Annotated in this window: 22 protein-coding genes; 11 read left to right on the top strand and 11 right to left on the bottom strand. The window is 73.5% G+C overall.

Translation table 11 applies throughout. The annotated features are described in order from the left end of the window. Positions 1-17: 17 nt before the first annotated feature. Positions 18-533 carry an FxsA family membrane protein gene (gene fxsA / locus ACWD4O_RS33630; RefSeq protein ID WP_451285728.1) on the top strand — a complete coding sequence of 172 codons (516 nt, stop codon included), beginning with the start codon at positions 18-20 and terminating at the stop codon, positions 531-533. A gap of 218 nt (positions 534-751) precedes the next feature. Here the strand turns inward: fxsA and ACWD4O_RS33625 are convergent, their stop codons facing one another. The 4 genes from ACWD4O_RS33625 to yczE all read right to left on the bottom strand — a co-directional run bounded on the left by ACWD4O_RS33625 (position 752) and on the right by yczE (position 4254). Further along, positions 752-1126, bottom strand: coding sequence for an RNA polymerase-binding protein RbpA (locus ACWD4O_RS33625; protein WP_020128921.1), 375 nt, complete (start codon positions 1124-1126; stop codon positions 752-754). Between the two features lie 278 nt (positions 1127-1404). Next, positions 1405-2766, bottom strand: coding sequence for an MFS transporter (locus ACWD4O_RS33620; protein WP_451285726.1), 1362 nt, complete (start codon positions 2764-2766; stop codon positions 1405-1407). 52 nt (positions 2767-2818) lie between these two features. After that, positions 2819-3586, bottom strand: coding sequence for a glycerophosphodiester phosphodiesterase (locus tag ACWD4O_RS33615; protein ID WP_451285724.1), 768 nt, complete (start codon positions 3584-3586; stop codon positions 2819-2821). Continuing rightward, positions 3583-4254, bottom strand: coding sequence for a membrane protein YczE (gene yczE / locus ACWD4O_RS33610; RefSeq protein ID WP_451285870.1), 672 nt, complete (start codon positions 4252-4254; stop codon positions 3583-3585). The genes ACWD4O_RS33615 and yczE overlap by 4 nt, the downstream gene beginning before the upstream one ends. Before the next feature lie 171 nt (positions 4255-4425). Between yczE and ACWD4O_RS33605 the strand changes: the two genes are divergently transcribed. After that, positions 4426-5925, top strand: a complete 1500-nt coding sequence (locus ACWD4O_RS33605; RefSeq protein ID WP_351917041.1) for an SCO1417 family MocR-like transcription factor — start codon at positions 4426-4428, stop codon at positions 5923-5925. 200 nt (positions 5926-6125) lie between these two features. On the opposite strand, the gene ACWD4O_RS33600 is transcribed toward ACWD4O_RS33605, so the two are convergent. Then, positions 6126-7769, bottom strand: coding sequence for a hypothetical protein (locus ACWD4O_RS33600; RefSeq protein ID WP_451285722.1), 1644 nt, complete (start codon positions 7767-7769; stop codon positions 6126-6128). Positions 7770-7809: 40 nt separating this feature from the next. Further along, positions 7810-8004, bottom strand: a complete 195-nt coding sequence (locus ACWD4O_RS33595; RefSeq protein WP_020128927.1) for a hypothetical protein — start codon at positions 8002-8004, stop codon at positions 7810-7812. 261 nt (positions 8005-8265) lie between these two features. Between ACWD4O_RS33595 and ACWD4O_RS33590 the strand changes: the two genes are divergently transcribed. The 5 genes from ACWD4O_RS33590 (at position 8266) to ACWD4O_RS33570 (ending at position 13951) form a co-directional block, all read left to right on the top strand. After that, on the top strand, positions 8266-8658 hold the full coding sequence (locus tag ACWD4O_RS33590; RefSeq protein ID WP_451285720.1) for an ankyrin repeat domain-containing protein: 393 nt from the start codon (positions 8266-8268) through the stop codon (positions 8656-8658). 324 nt (positions 8659-8982) lie between these two features. Continuing rightward, positions 8983-10404, top strand: coding sequence for a HEAT repeat domain-containing protein (locus ACWD4O_RS33585; RefSeq protein WP_451285718.1), 1422 nt, complete (start codon positions 8983-8985; stop codon positions 10402-10404). 216 nt (positions 10405-10620) lie between these two features. After that, positions 10621-11748, top strand: a complete 1128-nt coding sequence (locus tag ACWD4O_RS33580; RefSeq protein WP_451285716.1) for a glycosyltransferase family 4 protein — start codon at positions 10621-10623, stop codon at positions 11746-11748. 50 nt (positions 11749-11798) lie between these two features. Next, positions 11799-13076 carry a glycosyltransferase gene (locus ACWD4O_RS33575; RefSeq protein WP_451285868.1) on the top strand — a complete coding sequence of 426 codons (1278 nt, stop codon included), beginning with the start codon at positions 11799-11801 and terminating at the stop codon, positions 13074-13076. Further along, positions 13073-13951 carry an SGNH/GDSL hydrolase family protein gene (locus tag ACWD4O_RS33570; protein ID WP_451285714.1) on the top strand — a complete coding sequence of 293 codons (879 nt, stop codon included), beginning with the start codon at positions 13073-13075 and terminating at the stop codon, positions 13949-13951. Before ACWD4O_RS33575 ends, ACWD4O_RS33570 begins: the two co-directional genes overlap by 4 nt. Positions 13952-13973: 22 nt before the next feature. Here ACWD4O_RS33570 and ACWD4O_RS33565 read toward each other — a convergent pair whose 3' ends face one another. The 5 genes from ACWD4O_RS33565 to ACWD4O_RS33545 all read right to left on the bottom strand — a co-directional run bounded on the left by ACWD4O_RS33565 (position 13974) and on the right by ACWD4O_RS33545 (position 18499). Beyond that, complete coding sequence (locus ACWD4O_RS33565) at positions 13974-14846, bottom strand: 5-oxoprolinase subunit C family protein (RefSeq protein ID WP_451285712.1); 873 nt, start codon at positions 14844-14846, stop codon at positions 13974-13976. Continuing rightward, the gene (locus tag ACWD4O_RS33560; protein WP_451285866.1) at positions 14843-15496 is read right to left on the bottom strand and encodes a 5-oxoprolinase subunit B family protein; all 654 of its coding nucleotides are present in this window, start codon (positions 15494-15496) and stop codon (positions 14843-14845) included. The genes ACWD4O_RS33565 and ACWD4O_RS33560 overlap by 4 nt, the downstream gene beginning before the upstream one ends. Before the next feature lie 2 nt (positions 15497-15498). After that, positions 15499-16266, bottom strand: a complete 768-nt coding sequence (locus tag ACWD4O_RS33555; RefSeq protein WP_450948756.1) for a LamB/YcsF family protein — start codon at positions 16264-16266, stop codon at positions 15499-15501. Positions 16267-16286: 20 nt separating this feature from the next. Then, the gene (locus ACWD4O_RS33550; protein ID WP_451285864.1) at positions 16287-17081 is read right to left on the bottom strand and encodes a putative hydro-lyase; all 795 of its coding nucleotides are present in this window, start codon (positions 17079-17081) and stop codon (positions 16287-16289) included. A 116-nt stretch (positions 17082-17197) separates the two neighbouring features. After that, complete coding sequence (locus ACWD4O_RS33545; RefSeq protein WP_451285710.1) at positions 17198-18499, bottom strand: MFS transporter; 1302 nt, start codon at positions 18497-18499, stop codon at positions 17198-17200. Between the two features lie 173 nt (positions 18500-18672). Here ACWD4O_RS33545 and ACWD4O_RS33540 point away from each other — a divergent pair, with 173 nt between their 5' ends. The 4 genes from ACWD4O_RS33540 to ACWD4O_RS33525 all read left to right on the top strand — a co-directional run bounded on the left by ACWD4O_RS33540 (position 18673) and on the right by ACWD4O_RS33525 (position 26730). Then, a complete protein-coding gene (locus ACWD4O_RS33540; protein ID WP_451285708.1) occupies positions 18673-19374 on the top strand; it encodes a GntR family transcriptional regulator in 702 nt (233 codons plus the stop codon). 154 nt (positions 19375-19528) lie between these two features. Beyond that, positions 19529-21055 carry a hypothetical protein gene (locus ACWD4O_RS33535; protein WP_451285707.1) on the top strand — a complete coding sequence of 509 codons (1527 nt, stop codon included), beginning with the start codon at positions 19529-19531 and terminating at the stop codon, positions 21053-21055. 106 nt (positions 21056-21161) lie between these two features. Continuing rightward, positions 21162-22040, top strand: a complete 879-nt coding sequence (locus ACWD4O_RS33530) for a hypothetical protein (protein WP_451285705.1) — start codon at positions 21162-21164, stop codon at positions 22038-22040. 70 nt (positions 22041-22110) lie between these two features. Continuing rightward, entirely contained in the window at positions 22111-26730 is a 4620-nt protein-coding gene (locus ACWD4O_RS33525) for a hypothetical protein (RefSeq protein ID WP_451285704.1), read from the top strand. The last annotated feature ends 59 nt before the right edge of the window (positions 26731-26789 follow it).

Here is a 26789-nt window from a genome sequence, read left to right as displayed (position 1 = left end):
CCGGGCACACTGGAAGCATGACGACAGGCGCCCCGACCCCCGCGTACCCGACGACTTCCACTCCGCAGCCCCGCCGCTCCCGCCTGCGGACGTTCCTGCCGCTGGGCCTCGCCGGGTGGCTGGTGCTGGAGATCTGGCTGCTGACCGTGGTCGCGGGCGCGGCCGGCGGCTTCACGGTCTTCCTGCTGCTGCTCGCCGGGTTCCTGCTCGGCGCGGTGGTCATCAAGCGGGCGGGCCGACGGGCCTTCAGGAACCTGAACGAGGCACTGCAGCGCGGCACTGCCCCCAGCCGGGGCGGCGGCAACGGCCTCATGATGCTCGGCGGCCTCCTGCTGATGATCCCGGGCCTGACCTCCGACGCCCTGGGCCTGCTCCTGCTGCTCCCGCCGGTCCAGAAGGCCATCGGCGCCTACGCCGAACGCAAACTCCGCCAGGCGGCCCCCGGCACCCTGGGCGACGCCTTCCAGCAGGCCCGGATCCACCGCCCGGACGCCAAGGTGGTCCCGGGCGAGGTCATCAGGGACGAGCAGTGAAGGTCAGCCCGTCCGGCGTTTGAGGACGAGGCCCTTTCGGGGCCGAAGGGGGGTCTGGGGGGGTCTGGGGGCACAGCCCCCAGGGCCGGTCGCCAGACTCACCGCATGCCGTCGCCAGACTCACCGCATGCCAATGACCGCGGGCGCCGTACGTAACCTCACGTACGGCGCCCGCGGTCATTCGGCGTGCGCTGTATGGCCGCCCCAGCCCCGCAGGGCTACGCGGACTTGCGGCTGTCCCGGGGATGTACCGCAAGGTTCATCGCCCCGGACCGCAGAACGGCCAGCCGCTCCTCGAGGACCTCTTCAAGTTCCTCGCGCGTCCGCCGCTCCATCAGCATGTCCCAATGCGTACGCGCGGGCTTGGCCTTCTTTTCCTCAGGGCCGTCGCCGTCGACGAGGAGTGCAGGGGCTCCGCAGACCTTGCACTCCCACTCCGGCGGAATCTCCGCCTCGACCGAGAAGGGCATCTCAAAGCGATGTCCCTTCTCGCATGCGTACTCCACGGCCTGGCGCGGGGCCAGGTCGATACCGCGGTCCGTCTCGTAGCTGGTCACCACGAGGCGCGTGCCGCGAAGAGCTCGCTCACTCATGAATCGTGCCTCCCGGGCTTGTCGCCCACAGGACAGGTGTCGCTGTCGTCGTCATCCGGTCAACGTCCGGTCGGCGGTAAAGATTCCCGTTCCGAGTCCCGTTCCGGGTCATGCGTCGCCGTCGTAGCCGCAGCCTTGTCAACCAGTGCAGTACCCACCGGCGCCCGGTTTGTCACATCTGAAAGGAGATGTCACCCAGCGTTTCGGCATCTTTGACGCGCAGTAACGGTACGCCTGGCAGGCCAAACGCGTACACTACCGCCCTTTCGCCCTGAGTGCTAAATCCTCTCGGGCACCGGATTCCCCACGCCCTCGATCGCCCGCCGCACGGGGACCCGCGCGAGCAGCAGGAACCCGATGACGAAGAAGACCACCAGGGAGATGATCGCGTCCCGGTAGCTTCCGGTGAGCTGGTAGGTGAGGCCGAACAGCAGCGGGCCGAGCCAGCTCATGCCGCGGTCGCTCATCTCGTAGGCGGAGAAGTACTCGGCCTCCTTGCCGGGCGGGACGAGATGGGAGAAGAGGGAGCGCGAGAGGGCCTGGCTGCCGCCGAGGACCAGTCCGATCGCGGCCGCCAGCAGGAAGAAGCCCACCGGCGCCCCGGCCGGCAGGAAGTACCCGGCGCCCAGCGTCAGCGTCCAGGCCACCAGGGACCCGAGGATCGTCCGCTTCGCGCCGTACGTCCTGGCCAGGCGTCCCATGCCCAGCGCGCCCGCGACGGCGAGTACCTGCACCAGCAGGACGGCGCCGATCAGCGTGGACTGGCTGAGGCCGAGTTCCTCGGAGCCGTAGACCGAGGCCTGGGAGATCACGGTCTGGATGCCGTCGTTGTAGACGAGGTACGCGAGGAGGAAGGCGAGGGTCAGTGGATGGCGGCGCATGTCGCGGACCGTCGCCGCGAGCTGGCGCAGCCCCGGAGCTGTCGCCCCCTCCTTGCGTTCGGTCCGGGCGGCGGTCGGCCGGTCGCGCAGCCGCAGCAGCGGGACGAGCGTGAAGCCGCCCCACCACAGCCCGGCGGAGGCCAGGCAGATGCGCACGGCCGTCGACTCGGAGACGCCGAAGGAGTCGTGGGCGAGATAGAGCACCAGATTGACGACCAGCACCAGCGAGCCCGCCGCATACCCGAACGCCCAGCCCCGGGAGGAGACCGCGTCGCGCTCCTCGGGCGGGGCGATCTGCGGCAGGTAGGAGTTGTAGAGCATCATCGACACCGACTGGGCCGCGTTCGCCACGATCAGCAGCGCGCCGCCGAGCAGATAGCGGTCGCCGCCCAGGAAGAACATGCCGGTGGTGGCCGCGGCGCCCACATAGGCGGCGGCGCCCAGCAGGGGCTTCTTGCGGCCGGTGCGGTCGGCGGCAGCGCCCACCAGGGGCATCACCAGGACGGCCACGATCACCGACAGGGACACCGAGTACGCGAAGAACGAGCCCGCGCGGACCGGGATGCCCAAGGGGTGCACATATCCGTCGGCGTCCGCCGCGTGCTTGGCGACCGACGTCAGATAAGGGCCGAGGAACACGGTGAGCACGCTCGTCGAGTAGACGGAGCACGCCCAGTCGTAGAAGTACCAGCCGCGCTGCTCGCGCCGCCGCCCGGCGGCCTCGTCGGACGCCGCCGTCCGCACGGTGTCGATGCCCACCCGCGCCCTCGCTTCCCGCTTCCCGCAACCGCGCGCGGGGGCGGGCCCGAGGTCAGACCCAGACGCCCCGGTCCTCCATGACCTTGCGCAACGTGTCGATGTGATCGGTCATGATGCCATCGACTCCCAGGTCCAGGAGCCGGTGCATCCGATCCGCGTCGTTGATCGTCCACACGTGCACGTGCAGCCCGCGCGCGTGGGCGGTGCGGACGAAGCGCCGGTCCACGACCTGGATTCCCGACTGGGCCTCGGGCACCTGCGCGGCGACCGCCGAGCCGCGCAGCGCCGCGGGCACGCCCCAGGACCGCAGCCGCAGGTTGAGCACGCCCCGGGTGCCGTACGACGTCGCCAGGCGCGGCCCGGCCAGCCGCTGGGCGCGCACGACACGGGCCTCCGAGAACGAGCCGACGCAGACGCGGTCCCACGCGTCCATGGACGCGATCAGCTTCAGCAGAGGGTGCAGAGCGGGCTCGGCCTTGAGGTCGACGTTCCACCGTGCCTCGGGGAAGGTCTCCAGCAGCTCCTCGAAGAGCGGCACCGGCTCCTTCCCCGACACGCGCGCGTGGCGCACGTCCGACCACGGGAGGTCGGCGATGCGGCCCGCGCCGTCGGTCAGCCGGTCCAGCGTCGCGTCGTGGAAGGCGACGAGCTTGCCGTCCCGCGTGGCGTGGACGTCGGTCTCCAGGTAGCGGTAGCCCGCCTCGACCGCGTGCCGGAACTGCGCCACGGTGTTCTCCAGACCGTCCGCGGCCCCGCCGCGGTGCGCGAACGGAATGGGCCCGGGATGGTCGAGGTACGGGTGGCGTATCAGGGTGGTCACGGACGAAGTATTGCTCCCTGGGGTGTCCCGGTGGCAACGACCGTGCTGCCGCCGGATGCCGCGGGAACGGCGAACACTCGAAGGAAGACCTGGGCCAGCGGGCCGATCGCCACCGCGTAGAGCAGCGTGCCGACTCCGATGGTGCCGCCGAGGGCGAACCCGGTCACCACGACCGCCACCTCCACCGCGGTCCGCATCAGCCGGATCGAACGCCCGGTGCGCCGGTGCAGCCCCGTCATCAGCCCGTCGCGCGGGCCCGGACCGAAACTGGCCGCGATGTAGAGGCCGGTGGCCACCCCGTTGAGGACGATCCCGGCCAGCAGCAGGGGCACCTGAACGGCCAGGGTGCGGGCCTCCGGGATCCACGCGAGCGTGCCGTCCATCGCGAGGCCGACGACGAAGACGTTGGAGACGGTCCCCAGGCCCGGGCGCTGGCGCAACGGGATCCACAGCAGCAGCACCGCCGCGCCGACGACGATCGACACCACGCCGATGGTCAGTCCGGTCAGCTCGGCGAGCCCCTGGTGCAGTACGCCCCAGGGCTCCAGGCCCAGCCCCGCCTGCACGAAGAGGGCGGCGCTGGCGCCGTACAGGACGAGGCCGACGTAGAGCTGGATCAGCCGACGGGCGAGGCGGCCGCCCGGATCCCGCAGCGGTGAATCCTGCAGAGGCGGTTTCTGCGGCGGTGATTCCTGCGGCCGTGATTCCTGCGGCGGCGACTCGGACACTGGGTCCCCCTGGTAGCGGTCGTGGTGGTGATAGTGGCCTGACTCGTGACACTCTGTGGCTTGGAAGCGAACGTCATCCATGGCCAATTCGGGGAAGGTGGACTGATCACCATGGCGCAGTGGACCTCAGCGGTGGGGGCCGCGCAGCTCGCGCGACTGCTCAAGTCCCAACAGGACCGCCCGGCGGGCCCGGGAACGCGCCGTCCGCCCGCCTATCGCGCGCTCGCCGACGGAGTCCGGCTGCTGGTGTTGGAAGGCCGCGTTCCGGTCGCCGCCCGGCTGCCCGCCGAACGCGAACTGGCCCTCGCCCTGTCCGTGAGTCGTACGACCGTCGCCGCCGCCTATGAGGCCCTGCGCGCGGAGGGGTTCCTGGAGTCCCGGCGCGGCGCGGGCAGCTGGACGGCCGTCCCGGCGGGCAACCCGGTGCCGGCGCGCGGCCTGGAGCCGCTGCCGCCCGAGGCCCTCGGCTCGATGATCGACCTGGGCTGCGCGGCCCTGCCCGCGCCGGAGCCCTGGCTCACCCGTGCCGTGCAGGGCGCGCTGGAGGAGCTGCCGCCGTACGCCCACACGCACGGCGACTATCCGGCGGGGCTGCCCGCGCTGCGGGCGATGATCGCCGAGCGGTACACCGCGCGCGGGATCGCGACGATGCCCGAGCAGATCATGGTCACGACCGGCGCGATGGGGGCCATCGACGCCATCTGCCATCTGTTCGGCGGGCGCGGCGAGCGCATCGCCGTCGAGTCGCCCTCCTACGCCAACATCCTTCAGCTGATGCGTGAGGCGGGCGCCCGCCTGGTGCCCGTCGCGATGGCCGACGGGCTCGCCGGCTGGGACATGGACCGCTGGCGCCAGGTCCTGCGCGACGCCGCGCCGCGCATCGCCTACGTCGTCGCCGACTTCCACAACCCGACCGGCGCGCTCGCCGACGAGGACCAGCGGCGCCGGCTCGTGGAGGCGGCCCGCTCCGCGGGGACCGTGCTGGTCGCCGACGAGACCATGAGCGAGCTGTGGCTCGACGACGACGTCGAGATGCCGCGGCCCGTGTGCGGCTTCGATCCCGCGGGGTCGACGGTGATCACGGTCGGCTCGGCCAGCAAGGCCTTCTGGGCCGGGATGCGCATCGGCTGGGTGCGGGCGGCCCCGGACGTCATCCGCAGCCTGGTCGCGGCGCGCGCCTACGCCGACATGGGCACGCCCGTGCTGGAGCAGCTGGCGGTGAACTGGCTGTTCAGCACCGGAGGCTGGGAGCAGGCCGTCGAACTGCGGCGGAGCCAGGCCCGAGGGAACCGGGACGACCTCGTCGCGGCGGTGCGCCGGGAGCTGCCGGAGTGGGAGTACTCCGTGCCCAAGGGCGGGCTGACCCTCTGGGTCCGGGCCGGAGGCCTCTCCGGGTCTCGGCTCGCCGAGGCGGGGGAGCGGGTGGGCCTGCGGGTGCCGTCCGGACCCCGGTTCGGGGTCGACGGCGCTTTCGAGGGGTATGTGCGGCTGCCGTTCACCGTGGGAGGCGCGGTCGCGGAGGAGGCGGCCGCGCGACTGGCCGCCGCCGCCCGGATCGTCGAGAGCGGCGGCACGGCGGGCGGCGAGGGCCCGCGCACGTTCGTCGCGTAGAGACGCAGACCGCCCGCCGGCATGGCAGGCGGGCGTGATCAGGCTCGCCTGCCCTGCCTGTGGGGCTGATCACGCCCGCCTGCGCTCGCCGACGGACCTGTCGCGCGCCGGCGGCTCGCGGCGATCCGGTCGCCCGGCCCGCCCGTGCTCGCCCGTGCCGGGAGGCCTGGTCGGCCGCCCGGCCGCGCTGATGCGCCCGGTTACCCGCCTGCGGTCGGCACCTGCTCGGCGACCGCTGCTTCCGTGACCGCTGCTTCCGTGACCGCTGTCTCCGTGACCGACGCCTCCGTGGCCTCGGCCTTCGCCGGTGGCGGCAGTGTCTTGGTGTCGGCCGGGGTGGAGCGTGGGGGCAGGAGGTCCAGCACCGCCTGGCGGTGGGCGTCGCTCGTCGCGTCGTCGTAGGGGTCCGGGGTCGCCGGTACCTGTAGCCGGTGTACCGGGCCGGATCCCAGTCGGGCGTAGCCGCGTCCCGGCGGGACCTGGTCGACGGGAGTGGTGTGCGGGGGCGCGCCGAGGACCGTCTCCAGTTGGTCGGTCGTCGCCGGGCCCAGCACGACACGCGCGCGTGTGTGCTGCCGTACCGCGTCGCTCAGGGAGTCCACGGTGTCGAACTGTTCGGCCACGACCACCGTGACCGCGGCCGCGCGGCCGTGCCGGAGCGGGACCTGGAGGAGGGACTGCGGGTCCTTGCGGCCGTCCGCCTCGGCCAGATGGGTGAACGTGGTGGGGCGGTCCAGGAGGATCCACAGCGGCCGCTTGGTGTCCTCCGGCGGCAGGTGGCCCGCCTGGCGGGCGCGGTTGGCGGCGATGAGCCGGCGCTCCGTCTCACCGGCCGCCCACTCCAGGGCGGTCAGCGCCCCGTCCAGCCCGACCTCGACGCCCAGGACGCCGTCCCGGCCGCTGAAGCACGCGTACTCGCCCGTGCCGCCGCCCTCGACGACGAGGACGTCACCCTGGGGCAGGGCCTGCAGGGCGATGGAGCGCAGCAGGGTCGAGGTGCCGCTGCCGGGCTGGCCGACCGCCAGCAGATGCGGCTCGGTGGAGCGCAGGCCGGTGCGCCAGACGACCGGCGGGACGTCGCGCTGGTCCTCGCCGAAGGCCAGCGGGAGCGTCCGCTGGACCCGGGAGGGGTCGGTGAAGCCCAGGACCGTCTCGCCGGGAGCGGTGACGAAGCGCTGGGCGCAGATGTCGGTGGGGAGCGCGGACAGGACGCTGACCGTGAGCTCGTTGGCCTCCTGGTCCCAGGCGAAGAGGTACTCGCGGCCGCGGCCGGACTTCGCGGCGACCAGCTGCTCGATCCGCGCGCGGGGGCCGGCCTCGCTGTCCGGGAAGTACGCCGGGTAGTGGATCAAGAGGTGGGCGACTCGGCCCGAGTCGTCGAACTCCTGCTCGGGGAAGCCCTTCTCCCAGTCGCCGCCGTGGGCGTACAGGGGAGAAGGGTCGTCCGCCGTGGAGAAGTACGGGACCAGGGCCTCGTACAGCACCTGGAGTCGCTGGATCTGCGATTCGTCAGGGCCTTCGGGAACCGGTGGGGTGCGGTCCCTGCCCTGCCAGGCCGCCGCCGCCATCAGGGTGATGACGGCGAGCAGCGGACCGTACGGCACCAGTACGACGACCAGGATGGCCGAGGCCGCCAGGAACAGCAGCGGCCCGCGTCTGTCCTTGGGCGTCTCGGCCCATCTGCGCCGCCCGGCCGAGGCCAGCCGGCGCAGTCCGCGGGTGATCGTGATCAGCGGATGGAGGACATCGGTGGCGCTGTCGGCCGCCGTCCGGGCCAGCTCCCGGCTTCGGGCGATCTGCGCGCTGCCTGTGCTCAGGATGCTGGGGAGGGGGCGCCGGGCCACTGCTGTCTCCTGGAGGTGCGTACGGGCGGGACGTGCGGCGTCAGAACTTGATGCCGCCGAGAAGGCTGGCCAGGCTCTCGCCGCCGGCCTTGATGCTCGGGGCGATGGCCGTACTGGCCATGTAGAACCCGAACAGGGCCGAGACCACGGCGTGGGACGCCTTGAGCCCGTCCTTGCGGAAGAAGAGGAAGACGATGATGCCGAGCAGGACTACGCCTGACATGGACAGGATCATTTGGGTTCTCCTGGTTCGCGGGGGACAGTCACCATGAGTACTTCCAGGCTCACAGGATGTATCCATACGATAAAAGGTGCAACTGGGTGAAATACTGCCGATTTCCCCCGGGTGGCGGAGGTCTGAAGGGTGTCTGACCAGGAGAACTACGTCGAAAGGGGCCGTCCGTGATCTTTGCCGACGGCCGTACCGGCCAGGTGTCCGACGAGCCAGTACCCTGGCGATTCACCTGAACGGTTGTAGCGAGAGGCGGTCCGGCCGATGACTGAAGCCCCCGACCCCGAGGTCGTGGAGCTGGCGACCAAGATCTTCGATCTGGCCCGGCAGGGGCAGACCGAGGAGCTCGTGGCGTATGTCGACGCGGGCGTTCCGGCCGACCTCACCAACGACCGCGGCGACTCGCTCGTGATGCTCGCCGCGTACCACGGGCACGCCGACGCGGTCCGGGCCCTGCTGGCCCGCGGCGCCGAGGCCGACCGGATCAACGACCGGGGCCAGACCCCGCTCGCCGGGGCCGTCTTCAAGGGTGAGACGGAAGTCGTCAAGGTCCTGATCGAGGCCGGCGTCGACCCCTCCCAGGGCACGCCGTCGGCCGTCGACACGGCCCGCATGTTCGGCAGGACGGAGCTGCTGGAGCTCTTCGGCGCGCACTGAGCCGACGTGTCCTGAGCAGGTCAAAAGAGGTTCCTGACCAGGTAAAACAACGACCACGGGGGAGGCGGTACAAGGCCGCCGGAAATTTCGGTCGCGGCAGGTAGAACAGCCGGGTCATCATGACGTCGTGATTCACGGACGCGATGGCTGGGCAGGTGTTGCCGCACCGCGCGGGCCGTGATGCGGTCCGCATGGGCCACCGACGAGAGGCAGAGGAAAATGGTCTACAGCAAGCAGGAAACGGCGGGCGCCCCGACGTGTTGTCACGCGGCCAGGTAATGCACGTCCCCGGTTGCGTCGACGCTTGATGTGAGGCTGTTTCCCATGTTCGATCCGGTCATAGCGCCCAGCGGTACGCTGCTCGGCCTGCTCCAGAGGGGCCGCGGCGACGGCACGCTGCATGCGCTCACCGCCCCGCGCGCCGAGGCGCTCGCGGCGCTGAACCACTGTGTGCTGCGGGACCCCCGCCACGACTGGCAGGTGGAGAACCGCTCCCTTTACTACGCCCGCCTCTACCTCGACCTCAGCGGCGAGCTGGACGAGATCGAGGCCCACCTCTTCGACGTCGAGGACGTCTTCGACACCGAGGAGTCACGCACGGGCCTCACCCTGGCCGTCCTCGGTCACCTCGCCTCCTACGGCAGGCGGGACGCCCTCGACCTGCTGCGCAGATACGCCGCCTCGGGCTCCAACTGGGCCTGGGCACTGGACGAGCTCGCCCTGCGGGACGACGACGCCGGCCTGCGCGCCCTGGCCGCGCCCGTGCTCGCCCGGTTCGCCACCGACCCCGAGGGCGAGGCCGAACTGGCCGCCGTCGTACGGGACGCCTTCGAGCCACGGCCCTGGCGGCTATGGGCCGAGGATCCACGCGAACACGTCTCCACGCGTGTGCGTGCCGCTCAGGAGGCCGGCTGTTTCGACCGATGGCAACGGCAGATGAGCCCCAGCGGACCCCGTCCGGGCTGGAGCGTGCAGGCCGTGTTCGAGTGGGCCCAACAGGGCATCGAACGCGGAGCCGCGCTCCATGTCCCCGCCGCCCGCTGTCTCTCCGCCGTGGCCGGACCCGAGGACCGCCCCGAGATCGTGCAGGCGGCCAAGGACGGCACCGAGGGAGCCCGCTGCACCGCCCTGCGCTATCTCGCCGACGCCAATGATCCGGACGCCCTGCTCCTGATCGAACAGGCCACCGCGGCGGGCCCGACGCCGGTCGTGGAGGCCGCCGTCGACGCCTTCGAGCGCATGCGCAGCGTCGCCGCCGTCGACCGGGCCCGCGGCTGGGCCCACCGGCCCGACGCCCTGGGCGCCGCCGCCGGCCGTATGCTCGCCTGCCGGGGCGGCACCCGGGACAGCGACCTGGTCCTGGGCGCCCTGCGCGAGGCCGTACGCGGCGAGGGCTGCGACGCGCCGACCCTGTGGACCCTCGTCGACGGCGCCGGACGGCTCGGCATCGTCTGCGCCGCGCCCGTGCTGCGCCATATCTACCGCGAGACGGCCTCGTCCCATCTGCGCGGGCGCTGTGCCCGCGCACTCGCCGCCACCGATCCCTCCTACGCCGCCGGCTTCGCCGTCGAATGCCTCTGGGACTGTGAGGAGGGCACCCGCGAGATCGCCGCCCGGCACGCCGAGACCGGTGACGCCCGGGTCGTGGAGCGCCTGCGCCGGCTCGCCGCCGACCCGGCCGAGGAGGCCGAGGTCCAGACGGCCGTACGGAGCCGGATCGGACCGGACGCGGCGTCCGCCATGTGAACACGGAGCAGGCCACCGCCGGAGGGGAGCCTGGCGGGGCCTGCGTCTGTTCATGAACATGAAGTGGACGCCGGGGCGGACGGGCATGGACGGCGTCCGACCTGCGTGGTGCGGATCGGCTCCGCACCGACTGCGCAGCGCAACGCTCATGGGACGTTTGTCATTCGGAAAGATCCACTTTGACGCGGCCACGTCCAAGGCGGCGACAACACGGGTATGCGTGTCGTCATCGTGACCGAATCCTTTCCCCCCGACGTGAACGGCGTGGCCCATTGCGCCTTCCAGACCGCCCGACACCTCGTCGATCGCGGTCACGCCCCCGTCGTCGTCGCCCCGGCCACCGCCGCCGGGACCGGGCCGGACGCCGAAGCGCCCTGCCCCGTCATCCGCATCCCCTCCCTCCCGCTCCCCGGCTACCCCCAGGTCCGCGTCGCCCTCCCCAGCCGACGCGTCGCCGCCGCCATCGCCGAGCACCGTGCCGAGATGGTCCATCTGGCCAGCCCCTTCATCCTCGGCGTCCGAGGCATGGCGGTCGCCGCCCGGCTCGGCATCCCCGCCGTCGCCGTCTACCAGACCGACCTGGGCGGATACGCCCGCACCTACGTGGGCGCCGGCGAGGCCGCGGCCTGGCGTCGGATACGGTCCGTCCACGCCGCCGCCGACCTCACCCTCGCCCCCTCCAGCGCGGCCCGGCACGACCTGGACACGCACGGCGTGCCCCGGGTCAAGCTGTGGCCGCGGGGTGTGGACACCGCGCGCTTCCGCCCCGAACACCGTGACGACGCACTGCGCCGCGCACTCGCGCCCAACGGCGAGCTGATCGTCGGCTACGTCGGCCGGCTCGCCCCCGAGAAGCACGTCGAGCTCCTCGCCGGCGCCTGCGGGCTGGAGGGCGTCCGGGTCGTGGTGGTGGGCGACGGGCCGAGCCGCCCCGGCCTGGAGGACGCCCTGCCGGGCGCGGTCTTCCTGGGCAACCGCACCGGCCACGAACTCGCCAGGATCTTCGCCTCGCTGGACCTGTTCGTGCACACGGGCCCCTTCGAGACGTTCTGCCAGACCGTGCAGGAGGCCATGGCCAGCGGCGTGCCGGTGATCGCGCCCGCCGCGGGCGGTCCTCTGGACCTGGTCGACGACGGGCGCACCGGGCTGCTCGTCCCGCCGCGCGACGAGGCCGCCGTGCGCGATGCGGTCGCGTCACTGGCCGCTGACCCCGCGCAGCGGGCCGTCTTCGCCGCCGCCGGCCGTGCCACGGTCGAGGGGCGCACCTGGGCCGCCGTCGGCGACCGGCTCATCGGCCACTACGAGGACGTGCTCGCCGCACGCCGACTGGTGGTGGCGGCATGACCGGCATAAACGGCACGAACAGTATGAACAGCACGAACGGCGTGATCGGCATGACCGGCGCGAACGGCGTGAGCGACGTGCACGGCAGGACCGGCGTGGACGACAGGGATGTCGCGGGCCGCGTCCCCGGCACCTGCTCCGGGCCGCTGCGGATCGTGCGCCTCGCCAACTTCGTCGCTCCCGCCTCGGGCGGCCTGCGCACCGCCCTGCGCGAGCTGGGCAAGGGCTATCGTGCGGCCGGCCACGACTCGGTCCTGATCGTGCCCGGCGAGCGGACCAGCGACCGGGAGACCGAGCAGGGCCGGGTCATCACCCTGCCGGGGCCGCTGCTGCCCGGCACCGGCGGCTACCGCGTGCTCGCCGACAAGCGGCGGGTCGCCCGGCTGCTGGAGGAGCTCGCCCCCGACCGGCTGGAGGTCTCCGACCGGACGACGCTGCGCTGGACCGGCAAGTGGGCGCGGCGGGCCCGGGTGCCCGCAGTGATGGTCTCCCACGAGACCGCCGACGGCGTCCTGCGCACCTGGGGCGTGCCGGAGGGAGCGGCCCGGCGCGCCGCCGACTCGCTCAACCTCCGTACCGCCCACACGTACGCACGCGTGGTGTGCACCACGGAGTTCGCCGAGCGGGAGTTCGTGCGGATCGGGGCGCGCAACGTGGTGCGGGCGCCGCTCGGCGTCGACCTCGTCGAACGGCACCCCGCCCTGCGGGACGAAGGGCTGCGGGCCGTCCACGCGCGCGTGGACGAGACCTTGCTGGTGATGTGCACCCGCCTTTCCGTGGAGAAGCGGCCCGGCACGGCGCTGGACGCCCTGGAGGCGTTGCTGCGGCGCGGTGCCCGGGCGGTGCTGGTCGTCGCCGGGGACGGACCGCTGCGGCCGCGGCTGGAGCAGCGGGCACGGGAGCGCGGGCTGCCCGTGACGTTCCTCGGGCATGTCGCCGACCGCGGTGCGCTGGGGGCCCTGCAGGCCTCCGCCGACGTGTGCCTGGCGCCGGGGCCCGCGGAGACGTTCGGGCTCGCCGCCCTGGAGGCGATGGCCTGCGGGACCCCCGTCGTCGCGAGCTCCTCTTCGGCGCTTCCCGAGGTCATCGGGGCCGCGGGGGCCACCGCGGCCGACCGCGGCGAGGCGTTCGCGGACGCCGTGGAGCACATCCTGGAGCGCCCCTCTGCGGCACGCCGGGAGGCGGCACGCGCGCGTGCCGAGTGCTTCGGCTGGGGGACGGCGGTCGACGCGTTCCTCGCGGCGCACGACGCGATGCTGCCGACGCCGGTGGCTCCGGTTGCTCCGGTTGCTCCGGTGGCGCCCTTTGTGCCCGGAGGCCTCGGATGAGACCGGTCCGCTTCGTCGCCCTCGGTGACTCGCTCACCGAGGGCGTGGGGGACCCCGTCGGCGAGGGCTGGCGCGGCTGGGCCGCACTGCTCGCCGACGGCCTCGCCGCGGAGCCCGAGGGAACCGTGAAGGGTGCCAAGGCCGTGGAGTTCACCAACCTCGCGGTCAGCGGGGCGCAGACACGGGACGTGCTGGAACGGCAGCTCCCGGCCGGCCTGGAGCTGCGGCCCGACGTCGTCTCCGTCGTCGTCGGCGTCAACGACACCCTGCGCTGCACCTTCGACATCCACGCCGTGGCCGCCCGGCTCGACACGGTGTACGCCGCCTTCGCCGAGCAGGGCGCGGTCCTGCTCACCGCGTGTCTGCCCGACCCGGGCGGCACGCTGGGGCTGCCCGGGGCCCTCGCCCGCCCGCTGGCCCGTCGGCAGCGCGCGGTCAACGCCGTCGTCCACGCGCTCTCCGAGCGTTACGGCGCCGTCCACCTGCACGCTTCCGAGGGCGCCTGGCTGACGGACCGGGCCATGTGGAGCGCGGACCGGCTCCACCCCGGCGAACGGGGGCACCGGCAACTGGCCGTGCGCTTCCACGCGTTGCTGGCCGAGGCGGGCCTCGCGACCGGGCGCGCGCCCTCGCCCGAGCCCGAGTTCCCGGCGCCCACGACCTCGGCGAGCCTGTGGTGGCTGGCGACCGCGGGCACTGGCTGGGTGGCCCGGCGGTGCACCGACCTGCTTCCGCAACTGCTTACCCTGGCCGCCGACGAGATGCGTCACCGCGCGCGCGGGACGAGCGCGCGGCTCGATCTGCGGGCGTCCGCGGCCGTGTCCGCCGCACTCGCCGCCCTGTCGGTGGCGGAGCGGCAGCCGGACGCGGCGTGAGCGATCACCGACGGCACCGGGGTCACCGTCGGCGTACGGCCACGAAGCGGACCGGTGTCCCCGGCACCGCCTGGGCGACGGCCGGGAGGTCGCTCGCGCGCACGACCCCGATCACCGGGTAGCCCCCGGTGGTCGGGTGGTCGGCGAGGAAGACCACCGGCCGGCCGGCCGGCGGAACCTGTACGGCGCCCAGGACCATGCCCTCGCTCGCGAGTTCCCCGCCCACCGCTCGCTCCAGGGCGGGCCCGTCGGTGCGCAGCCCGATGCGGTTGCTCGCCGAGGACACGAGGAACGTCCGCGAGACGAAGGCGCGGACGGCGTCCGGGGTGAACCAGTCGTCGCGTGGGCCGAGCGTCACCCGCAGGACGAGTTCGGCCGGGGGTCCCGGCTGCGGGCCGACGTCCACACGCGTGTGCGCCCCGGCGGGCTCACCCCCCAGAGGGAGGACGGCACCGGCCGTGAGCGGCGCGGGGCCGAGGCCGGAGAGCAGGTCCGTGGACCGGCTGCCGAGGACCGGCTCGACGGCGATGCCCCCGGCCACGGCCACATAGGCGCGTACCCCGCGGACGGCCGGTCCGACGTCCAGCACCGCCCCGGCCGGCACGCGCACCGGTGCGGCCCAGGCGGCGGGACGGCCGTTCACGGTGACCCGGCAGGGCGCGCCCCCGACCGCCACGATCACGTCGGAACGCGGCCTGAGGGCACAGCCGTCGAGCGTCGTCTCCAGGACGGCCGCGTCGAGCGGGTTGCCCACCAGCCGGTTGACCAGGGCCGCAGCGGGCGCGTCGAGCGCACCGGAACGCGGCACGCCGAGATGCGCGTGTCCGGCCCGGCCCAAGTCCTGAACGGTGGTGAGCGCTCCGGCACGGACGACGCAGAGTGCGCGGTCGCTCATGCGGGCGCCGCCGTCTTCACCGGTTCCGCCGCCGTCACCGGTTCCGCCGGAACGAAGCGCACGCGCGTGCCCGGCGACAGCAGCGCGGCCGGCACGCGCGCGTGGTCCCACAGCACCGCCTCCGTCGTACCGATGAGCTGCCAGCCACCCGGCGACGAGCGCGGGTACACGCCCGTGTACGGCCCCGCCAGCGCCACCGAGCCGGCCGGCACGGCGGTGCGCGGGGTGGCCCGGCGCGGGACGTCGTAGCGCCCGGGCAGGCCGGTCAGATAGCCGAAGCCGGGCGCGAACCCGCAGAAGGCGACCCGGAACTCGGCGGCCGCGTGGATACGGGCCACCTCCTGTTCCGCGACGCCCCAGTGCGCGGCGACCTCGGCCAGGTCGGGGCCGTCGTAACGCATCGGGATCTCCACCACGTCCTGCACGCGCGGGGGAGCGGGCGGTACGACGGAGGCGGCGAGCTCGGCCGCCAGCCGGTCGGGATCCGTCAGGCCGTCCAGGAGGACGGTGCGGGCCGCCGGCACGATCTCGCGCGCGCCGAGCAGGCCCGCCGCGCGGCGCCGCAACAGCTCCGCGTGCAGGGCCTCGGCCTCCGCGCCCGACGCCACCTCGACGAGCAGGGCGTCGTCGCCGACGGGCAGGACACGGATGCTCATGCGAAGGCCTCCACCCGTACGCCCGACTCCTCCAGCCGGCGCCTGACCCTGCGGGCCAGCTCCACCGCGCCGGGCGTGTCGCCGTGCAGACACAGGGAACGCGCGCGTACCTCGACGGAGGACCCCGTGTGGGAGGTGACCCGGCCGAGGCGGGCCAGGCGTACCGACCGTTCCACGACGGCGTCCGGGTCGGCGACCACGGCTCCGGCCAGGGCACGCGGCACGAGCGTGCCCTCGTCGGTGTACGCCCGGTCCGCGAAGGCCTCCGGGACGGCCCGCAGCCCCGCCTTCCGGGCCAGCTCCAGCAGACGCGAGCCCGGCAGCCCGAGCACGGGCAGCGCGGCGTCGGCCAGGAGCACCCCGTCGACCACCGCGCCGGCCTGCTCCGGGTCGTGCACGACCCGGTTGTAGAGCGCGCCGTGCGGCTTCACGTACGCCACGCGCGCGCCCGCCGCCCGGGCGAACACCTCCAGGGCGCCGATCTGGTACGCCACCTCGGCGGTCAGTTCGGCGGAGGGCACGTCCATGGCGCGCCGCCCGAATCCGGCCAGGTCCCGATAGGAGACCTGGGCGCCGATCGTCACACCGCGCTCGGCCGCCAGCTCGCACACCCGCCGCATGGTGGCCGCGTCCCCGGCGTGGAAGCCACAGGCCACGTTGGCGCTGGTGACGACGGACAGCAGTTGCTCGTCGTCGGTCAGCTGCCAGCGCCCGAACCCCTCGCCGAGGTCGGCGTTCAGATCGATCGCGGTCGTCGCGGTCATGGTTCCTTCGTGTCTCCTTCTCAGGCCACGCGGTACTGCTCGTCGCGGGCGTCGGTGAGGAACATCTGCCCCGGGGCGTGGGTGAGGGCGAACGGCGGGCGTGAGGCCATCACCGCGGCCTGCGGGGTCACTCCGCAGGCCCAGAACACCGGGATGTCGTCCGGCGCGGCGTCCACGGCGTCGCCGAATTCGGGCCGGCCGAGGTCGTCGATGCCCAGTCCCGACGGATCGCCGCAGTGTACGGGGCTGCCGTGGACCGCCGGGAGCAGACTGCTCTCCCGGATCGCCGCCGCGAGGTGCTGCGGCGGCACCGGACGCATGGACACGACCAGGGGGCCGTGCAGCCGGCCCGCGGGCCGGCACTGACGGCTCGTCACGTACATCGGGACGTTGCGCCCCTGCTCGAGGTGCCGGATCGGGACGCCGGCCCCGGACAGCGCCCACTCGAAGGTGAAGCTGCAGCCGATCAGGAACGACACCAGGTCGTCACGCCAGTACGCGCGTGCGTCCGTCGGCTCGTCCACCAGCTCGCCGTCCTCCCACACCCGGTAGCGCGGCAGATCGGTGCGCAGGTCGGCGCCCTCGGCCAGGACGGTCGTCCAGGAGCCGGCGTCGGTGACGTCGAGGACGGGACAGGGCTTCGGATTGCGCTGGCAGAACAGGAGCATGTCGTACGCCCAGTCCGCGGGCACCGAGATCAGGTTGACCTGGGTGTGACCCGCCGAGACCCCGGCCGTGGGGCCCGCCAGGCCCGCCCGGAAGCGGGACCGGGCGACGGCGGGGCTCCACGCGTGCGCGTGCTCGTCGACGACGATGACGGGACGGTCCTCGCTGCGGGGCGGACGGCGGTCCTGCGCGGGGAGGAGAGGGGGACGGCGGTCCTGCTCGGCAAGGAGAGGGGGACGGTGGTCCTGGGTGAGGATCGGACGGTTCACACCAGCTCCGTCCCGCGCGTCTCCGGCAGTCCCAGCAGCGCCACGGCGGCGATCGCGTACCCGATCGCACCGAAGACCAGCGCGCCGCCCACACCCCAGCTGTCGGCCAGGAAACCGACCGTGGTGGGGAAGACGGCGCCCACGGCGCGGCCGGTGTTGTAGGTGAAGCCCTGCCCCGTGCCGCGCAGGGCCGTCGGATACAGCTCGCTCAGGTAGGAGCCGAAGCCGCTGAAGATCGCCGACATGCAGAACCCGAGCGGGAAACCGAGCACGAGCAGCAGGGTGTCCGCGCCGCTCGGGATGTTCGCGTACGCCAGGATGCACACCGCCGACAGCAGGGCGAACAGCCAGATGTTGCGGCGCCGGCCCAGCCGGTCGGTGAGATAGCCGCCGGTCAGGTAGCCGAGGAAGGCGCCCGAGATCAGGAAGGTCAGATAGCCGCCGGTGCCGACCACCGACAGACCGCGCTCCGACTTCAGGTACGTCGGCACCCAGGTCGCCAGGGTGTAGTAGCCGCCCTGCACACCCGTGGAGAGCAGGCCCGCGAAGAGCGTGGTGCGCAGCAGCGGGCCCTTGAAGATCGCCGGGAACGAGCCCTTCTCGGCGCTCTGCCGGCGTGCCGCCGTGGCCTCCGGCGCGTCCTGCACCCGGCGTCGCATCCAGACGACGAGCAGTGCGGGCAGGGCGCCCGTCCAGAACATCACGCGCCAGGCCACGTCGTCGCCGAAGAACGAGAAGACCAGCGTGTACACGAGTGCCGCGAGGCCCCAGCCGACGGCCCACGAGCTCTGGATCGCGCCGAGCGTGCGCCCCCGGTGCTTCGCGCTCGAGTACTCGGCGACCAGGATCGCGCCGACCGCCCACTCGCCGCCGAACCCGAGGCCCTGCAGGGAGCGGAAGACCAACAGCGTCTCGTAGGTGGGCGCGAAGCCGCAGGCGACGGTGAAGACGGCGTATGTGATCACCGTGATCATCAGGGCCTTGACCCGGCCGATCCGGTCGGCCAGGACGCCCGCGACGGCGCCGCCGACCGCGGAGGCGACCAGGGTGACGGTGGTGAACAGGCCGGTCTGGCCGCTGTCCAGACCGAAGTACGCCGCCAGCGCGACCATGCTCAGCGGCAGCGTGAAGTAGTCGTAGGAGTCGAGGGCGTAGCCGCCGAAGGCGCCGGCGAAGGCGCGTCGGCCGCGCGGCCCGAGGGCGCGCAGCCAGGCCAGCGCGCCGTCGTCGGGGGTGTGTTCGGTCGTCCCTGGGCGGACGTCGGTGGTGGGGGCCTTCGGTGGACGGGTCGTGCTCATGGGGCACCTCGCTGAGGGATGACGGAGGGTGCTGGGAGTGAGCCGTGCCGTGCGGGAGGCGGGTCGCCACGGTGGGGACGGGGCGGTGCCATGAAAAGGAAGGTAGAGGATCGTTGAACGATCCTTCAATACCCGTGTTGTTTCGTTCTCGTGTCTGCGGTTGAATTCCGGGCATGGCAGAGCAGCTGGCGGGACTGGCCGACGACCGTGCCCTCCTGGGCCGTACGAGCACGGCCGAACGGGTTTCGGACATCCTCAGAAGCCGCATCGCCGAGGGCTATTTCCCGCCGGGGACACGGCTGTCGGAGGACAGCATCGGCGGGGCGCTCGGGGTCTCCCGCAACACGCTGCGCGAGGCGTTCCGGCTGCTCACCCACGAGCGGCTGCTCGTCCACGAGTTGAACCGCGGGGTGTTCGTCCGGGTCCTGACCGTCGAGGACGTCGAGGACATCTACCGCACGCGCACGCTTGTCGAGTGTGCCGTCGTGCGAGGGCTGGGCGAGCCGCCGTACCCGCTGGAGGGCCTCCGGGCGGCCGTCACGGAGGGGCAGGTGGCGGCCGTCGAGAATGACTGGAAAGGACTGGGTACCGCCAACATCCACTTCCACCGGGAACTGGTGGCGCTGGCCGGAAGCGCCCGTACCGCCGAGCTGATGAACAGTGTCTTCGCCGAGCTGCGCCTAGCCTTCCACGTCGTCGACGATCCGCGTCGGCTGCACGAGCCGTACCTCCAGCGCAACCGCCAGATCCTGGAGGCCCTCCAGGCGCGGGACGCGGAAGAGGCCGAGCGGCTGCTGGCCGTCTATCTGGCCGACTCGCTCGAACGCGTGGTCGACGCCTATCGGGGAAGGGTCGAGGAGGACGGCACGTCGTAGTCGTCTTTCCAGGGGCGCGGGGAACTGCGCGACCGGCCCCCACCGGCCCCCACCGGCCCGCGGCCGGAGAACCACCCGCAGTCGCCCGGCCACCCGCCGGAGGCGATAGGCGCCGTTTGGGTCGATGTCAGACCGAGGACCTAGTCTGTGCACCGTGACTTCGCCTGCTTCGACGGACCGTGTTCCGCCCCAGCTCAGCGCGGGGCCGCGACCCGCTCTGGGCCCGGCCGCCGACGAGGGCCTGGCGCGGCGGCTGCGCGCGCTCGCCTGCACCGCGCCGATCCACGACCTCGACATGCGCAAAGCCAATCTCGCGGGTGAGTACTCGGTCTACGGCATGGCGGAGATCGCCCTCGCCGCCATCGACCTCGTCACGCTCAACATGGACTTCGACACCGGCGCCGACCACGACCAGATAGTGGCCCGCCTGCTGCCGCGCATCGCCGCACAGGCCCCGCAGCGGCCCGTTGCCGAGCACGAGCGGGTTGCCCGCTGGGTCCTGGAGAACCTGATCAACGTCGGCAGCGTCGACCGCGGCTTCCGCGCCGCGTACGGCACCTTCGCGCCGGACGGCACCTATGTGCGCCGCGACTACGACTTCAAGCTGATCGAGGAGGTCCCCGGCCACGGCGGCGTGGTCTACCTCCGGACGACCGACGAGGCGGTCAACGTCCTCGTCGGCGCCCTCGACACCGATGTGACCAGCGCGCAGATCGCCGCCGAGGTCAAGCTCGAGGTGCTCATCCGCCGCGGCCGTCTCGCCGACGCCCAGCTGGCCGCCGAGCAGGCCCGCTACCGGACCGTGCAGTACTCGGAGACGCTGCGCCGCGCCCTGGAGGCGACCCGGCGCAACGTACGCGCGGTGGACTGGCTCAACGCGGTGCCCGACATGATCGCCGAGGCCCTCGACCACGTCGCCGACCGCTACCGCCACGAGAACGCGATCCTCACCAACATCCGCAAGGCACGGGACGAGATCGAGGACGCGGAGAACAAGCGGCGCGCCGCCGAACTCGTCGACATCGTCAAGGACTGCATCCGCCGCCACACACAGCTGCAGTCCCGGCTGCTGGAGGCCGGCCCGCTGTTCCGCGCCGAGCAGGACCGACAGGCCTTCGCCACGCCCATGACCTCGTCCGGGATCGACCTCTACGGACACCTCGTCGCGCCCGTGCTGCCGTTGCCCCTGGAACGGGCGGTCCGGGTCACCGACGCCTTCTTCGCGCGCGGGACCGGACTGCGCACGCCGGTGTCCGTGCGGGTGGGCGACCTCGTCGACCTGCTGCTGACCCCGCCCGTGGAGCGCGAGCATCTGGGCGCGGAGATGCCGGAGCCGGACCTCATCGCGACGCCGGACGACAGCCGGTTCAGCGAGGAGCAGCTGGCCGCGGCGACGGAGCTGCTGGATCTGCCGGCCGATGCGCCGCGCCGGCTGTCGGGGCTCCTCGCCGAGGCGCGCAGGCGGGACGCCGACCTGCCGTACCTGGTGGCCCTGCTGGCGGTGCACGCCGCCAGCCCGGCGGTCGGCACCGCCTACCGGCAGGGCGAGCAGAAACTGGTGTTCGCCGTGGACGACGGGACGGAGCTGGACGACCCCGAGTTCGGCGGCGCCGACCTCATCGTCGGCACCGCCCTGCTGGACGCCGCGGGGATGGCGGCCGACCGCACGGAGGCGGCATGAGCGGCACCGGGAACCGAATGAACGAGCACGTGAGCGGTACCGAGCACGTGAGCGGTACCGAGAGCAAGCGCAGCAACGAGCACGAGAGCAGCAAGGAGCCGAAGCCGTGACCGAGCACGTCGAGTGGAGTGACACGGAGGCCCCGGCCCCGGCGGCGCACGCCCCCGTCACCCCCGCCGACGCCGCGGACGCGGCGCGGCTCGTCGCCTTCGGGCTGCAGCCCAAACTGCAGCCCGCGCGGGACCAGGAGTACGCGGAACTGCTGCGCCGATACCGGGAGGACCCGGCGTTCGCACGGCTCGCCGACGCCGTCGCCGCCGGGCTCGGGCTGATCGTGCTGGAGGTGTCCCCGCGCGCGGGGATGGCGGTGACCGCCGCCGAGGACTCGGTGTTCGCCGTGCGGATGGGGGACTACGCGCGTCGCACGTCCGCCGACGGCGGCGACCGGTTCCTGCACGGACTCGCCCATCTCGCCGTCGCCGCGATGGCCTTCCCCCGGCCCGAGGACCTGGCCGACGACGGGTACATCGGGCGGGTCAGCGTCAACGGGGTCGACGCCTTCGTGCGCCAGGCCTGCCGTCGGCTGGAGGAGCGGGCGGAGGAGCAGGGCCAGAACACCGACCCCGCGACCGACGCGCCCGGTCTGGAGGCCGCCTGGCGGATCTGGACCAGACGCAGCGCCACCGGCGCCACCAAGGACGCGCGCAGACTCGCCGGTTCGACGACCGGCATCGTCGGCAAGGCCGTCGCGTTCCTCACCGACTCCGGATTCCTGCAGCGGACCGGTGACGACAACGGCGGCACCTACCGGACGACCGCCCGCTACCAGCTCCAGGTGCGCGACATGGCCGGCGCCGCCGCCATGGCCGAGCTGCTGGAGCTGGGCGTCGTCCCGGTCACCGACGGCTCGCCGACCCTGCTGCCCGCCGAGGAGAGCGACGATCTGGAGCTGGTGTCCGACGCCGGGCTGCCGTTCCACTCCTAGAGCCTCGAGCCGTAGGGCCTCAAGGCTCCCCCCACCCCCCTGATCTGCCGAAGACTTACGAGAGTCCGCCATGTACGAGCTGTCCCGGGTCCGCCTCTACTCCATCGGGCCTGCCGGTGCGCGCTACGCCGACACCGTGCTTGACCTGCGGGGCGTGGGCGACATCGTGCCCGACCCCGCCCCCACACAGGCGGAGTTCTTCGACGAGGAGCCCGTCGGCCCGCCGCGCCGGCCCGCGCCCGCGGGCGTGCTCTTCCTGGAGAACGGCGGCGGCAAGTCCGTCCTGCTCAAGCTGATCTTCTCCGTGATGCTGCCGGGACACCGCAACACCCTCGGCGGGGCCAGCTCCGGCGTGCTGCGCAAGTTCCTGCTCGCCGACGACTGCGGGCACGTGGCGCTGGAGTGGCAGCACGTGCTCACCGGTGAGTGCGTCGTCGTCGGCAAGGCGAGCGAGTGGCGCGGCCGCCAGGTGTCCAACGACCCACGGAAGTTCGCGGAAGCCTGGTACTCGTTCCGGCCCGGCCCCGGGCTGAGCCTGGACAACCTCCCCGTCGCCGAGTCCACCGCCGTGCGCCCGCCCGTCGAGGGCGCCTCCGGGGCGCAGGGGCGGCGGCGCACCATGAAGGGGTTCCGGGACGCCATCACCGAGGCGGGGAAGGCGTATCCGCACCTGGAGGTGCACTGGGAGGAGATCCACGACCGCTGGGTCGAGCACCTCACCGAACTCGGCCTCGACCCCGAACTCTTCCGCTACCAGCGGGAGATGAACGCCGACGAGGGCGAGGCCGCCGGCCTCTTCGCGGTCAAGAAGGACTCCGACTTCACCGACCTGCTGCTGCGCGCGGTGACCGACACCCGCGACACCGACGGGCTCGCCGACCTGGTCAGCGGCTTCGGCAACAAGCTGGGCCGCCGCGCCGAGCTGATCGCCGAACGGGACTTCACCGCCGGGTCGGTGGACCTCCTCGGGCGGATCGTCGAGGCCGCCGAGGCCCGCGCGCGTGCGCGTGACGTGCACGCCGGCGCCGAGCGGCGCACCCGCGCGCTGGCCCGACGGCTCTCGGCGCGAGGCGTGCAGGAGAAGGCGCGGGCCGGTGACCTCGCCCAGCGCGTCACGGCCGCCGCCTACGCCGTCACCCACTCCGAGGGGGCCCGCGAGCGCAGCGCGCTGATCGCCGCCGAACTCGCCTTCCGGCACGCCTCACTGGCGCTCGCCGCCGCGGAGAAGTCCGCCGCCGCGCAGAAGCGCGAACTGGCCGACGCCCGCACCCTGCACGCCGCCTGGCAGGCCGCCGAGGCCGTGCTGCGCCACCGCGCCGCCGCGGACCGGGTCGCGCGCGTCTCCGCCGCGATCCAGGAGGCCGAGCGCGACGCCGCTCCCGCGCTCGCCGCCCGCGCCAGGGCCGCCGTCGATCTCGTCCGGGCCCTGCACGCGGCTGCGGAGCGCGCCGAGACCCTCGCCAACGAGGAGGAGGAGCGCTCGGCGGCGCTCCAGGAGGTCGGCGAGTCCGCGCACCGGGACGCGACCTCCGCCGCCACCGACGCCCAGCGCGCCCGCAGCGAGGTCGGGCACCTGCGCCAGCGCCTCTCCGAGGTCGAACAGGAGACCGCCGAGGCCGTCCGCGCGGGCTGGCTCGACGACAGCGCACCCGACGCGGACCCCGCCCGCGCGGCCCTCGCCGCCAGCGACGCCGAGAAGACGGCCGTCGCCGCCTGGGACACCGCCCGCGAGGCCTCGCGCCGGGCCGGCGAGCACGCGCGCGAGGCCGCCTCCGCCGAGTCCCGCGCCGAACTCACCGCAGCCCGGGCCGCGGACGCGGCGACGGCCGGGCAACGGTCGTACGACGTCGAGCGGCGGCTCGCCGAGTCCCTGGCCGGCGAGGAACGCCTCACGGAGCTGCTCGGGCTGACCGGCGGCGGCGCGCGTCGGCCGATCCCGCAGCCTCGGCAGGAGGGCGAACCGGAGAACGGCCCCTCGCTGACCCCCGAGGACCTGGACCGCTGCGCCGACGAACTGCGCGAACTCCTCGACGACGCCGTCTCCTCCGCCGAACGGCAGCTCTTCGAACTGCGCACCGCCGCCGCCGACGACTCCCGCATCCTCGGCGCGCTCGGCGACGGCGGACTGCTGCCGCCCGGCCCGGACGTGCTGGCCGCCGTCGAGTTCCTCGGCGAACACGGCATCCCCGCGCTGCCCGGCTGGCGCTACCTCGCACAGGCCGTCGACCCCGCCGACCACGCGCGCGTGCTCGCCGCCCGGCCCGAACTGGTCGACGGCGTGATCATCACCGATCCGGACTCGCACGCACGCGCGCGTGAGGCGCTCGGCGACGCCGCGCTCCTGCCGCGCTCGGCCGTGGCCGTCGGCACGGCCGCCGCCCTGCTCGCACCGACCCCGCCGGCCGACGCCCACAGCGGCGACGTCTTCCTCGTCCCGCCGAACCCGGCCATGCACGACGAGCACGCCGCCGACGAGGAGCGGCAGACGCTGCGCGCACGGGCGACCGAGCGGGACGAGGACATCCGTCGGCTCGCGGCACGGCTCGGCAAGGACCGCGAGCTCGCGGCGCGGCTCGCTTCCTGGCGTACCGGCTGTCCGGCCGGGCGGCTCACCGAGCTGGCCCAGGCCGCCGGGGAGGCGCGCGCGTTCGCCGAGGAGTCCGAGGCCGAGCTGGCCGAGGCGCGCACCCTGCGCGCGGAGGCCGACGAGACCGCCGCCGAAGCGGCCCAGATGCGTGACGAGCGCCAGGAGGCCGCGCAGAAGGCCCGGCGTGCCGCCGACGCCCTCGCCGGGCTCGCCTTCCGGTTGCGCGAGCGCGCCGGCTGGCAGGTGAAGGTACGTGAACTCGCCGACGAGGCCGCCGAGTCGGAGGCCCGCGCCCAGTCCTGCCTGGAGCGCGCCCGCGCAGCCGACGAGGACCGGCGCGGCGCCCAGCGAGCCGCCGACGACGCCCGCCGCACCGCACGTGCGCTGCGCGCCGAGCGCGCCGAGATCGCCGGCGCCCCCGACGACGTACCGGCGGACGCGGCAGGTGCCTCCCAGTCCTCCCTGCCCGCCCTCCGCGAGGCCTACCGGGCAGCCTCCCAGCTGTACGAGAAGGTCGGCGTCGGCGCCGATCTGCGCGCCGAGCAGGCCCGCGCCGAGAGCGACGAGAGCGGGGCCCGCGCCGAACTCGACCGGCTCAGCAACAAGGTCCGCACCCGCGCGGAGCTGCTGCTGCAGTCGCCCGACGGCTCCGACGGGCCCTCCCGGCAGGCCGCCGCCGCGCGCGCGGAGGAGCTGGTGCAGCTCCTGGAGACCCGCGTGTCCACCTCGAGCGAGCAGCTCGGACGGTTGCGCGGCGAGGCCGAGCGGCACGCGCCCGAGGACGGCGAGGCCCACACCGAGCTGACCGAGGAGCTCCAGCCGCGCGACGCCGAACACGCCCAGGCGCTGCTGCGCACGGCGACGGCCGAACTCGCCTCCCGCACCGACGCGTTGAGCCAGGCCCGGGACGCCCACGCCGAACTCCTGGCCGCCCACCGCGCCGCCGAGGACGCGGCCGGCGGCTTCGACGAGATCGCCGCGATGCTCCGCGACCTGCTGCGCGAGCATCCGCCCGAGGACGAGCAGGAGGAGCCGGAGCCCTACCCCGGCACCCTGGAGGAGGCCCGGCAGTCGGCCGTGGAGGCCCGCCGGTCACTGCGCGGCTGCGCAGCCGACCTGTCCGCCGCGGAGTCGGCCGTACGCGAGGCCGGCGACATCCTCGTACGGCATGCCAACTCCACGCGCTATGAGCAGGTCCGCACCCCGGCCCGCCAGCAGATCCGCGAGCTGCCCGCCTCCGCGCTGCCGGAGCACGCCCAGAAGTGGGCGGACGCCTTCGCGCCCCGACTCCGTGTCCTCACCGACGAGTTGGCGCAGCTGGAGCGCAACCGGGACTCGATCGTGGACCGGCTGCGGGGCCTCGTGGAGTCCGCGCTCGCCACCCTGCGCTCGGCCCAGCGGCTCTCCCGGCTGCCCGAGGGCCTCGGGGAGTGGTCGGGGCAGGAATTCCTGCGCATCCGCTTCGAGGAGCCCGACCAGGCCACCCTCACCGAGCGCCTCGGCGAGGTCATCGACGAGGCGACGCGGGCGGCCGTGAAGAAGAACTCCGACCTGCGGCGCGACGGCATGTCACTGCTGCTGCGGGGCGTCGGCGCGGCACTCCAGCCCAAGGGGATCGCCGTCGAGATCCTCAAGCCGGACGCCGTCCTGCGCGCCGAGCGCGTCCCCGTCGGCCAGATGGGCGATGTGTTCTCCGGCGGCCAGCTGCTCACCGCGGCCATCGCCCTGTACTGCACGATGGCGGCGCTCAGGAGCAACGACCGGGGCCGGGACAAGCACCGCTACGCCGGCACGCTGTTCCTCGACAACCCCATCGGGCGCGCCAACGCGACCTATCTGCTGGAACTCCAGCGCGCGGTCTCGGACGCCCTGGGCGTGCAGCTCCTCTACACCACCGGCCTGTTCGACACGACGGCGCTGGCGGAGTTCCCGCTGGTCATCCGCCTGCGCAACGACGCCGACCTCCGTGCGGGCCTGAAGTACATCAGCGTCGAGGAACACCTCCGGCCGGGTCTGCCGCAGCAGGCGCCGGCTGCCGAAGGCGATGCGGCCCAGGTGCACAGCGAGATCACGGCGACACGGATGTTCAAGCGACCGGCATGACCCCGGCCGATCCCGGTCGTCCGCCCAGATGAGGTGGGAGGCGCCCGCCGCCTCCCACC

Source organism: Streptomyces sp. NPDC002623 (assembly GCF_053592635.1).
The sequence above is the reverse complement of the archived record's forward strand: the minus strand, read 5'-3'. Positions and strand labels throughout refer to the sequence as shown.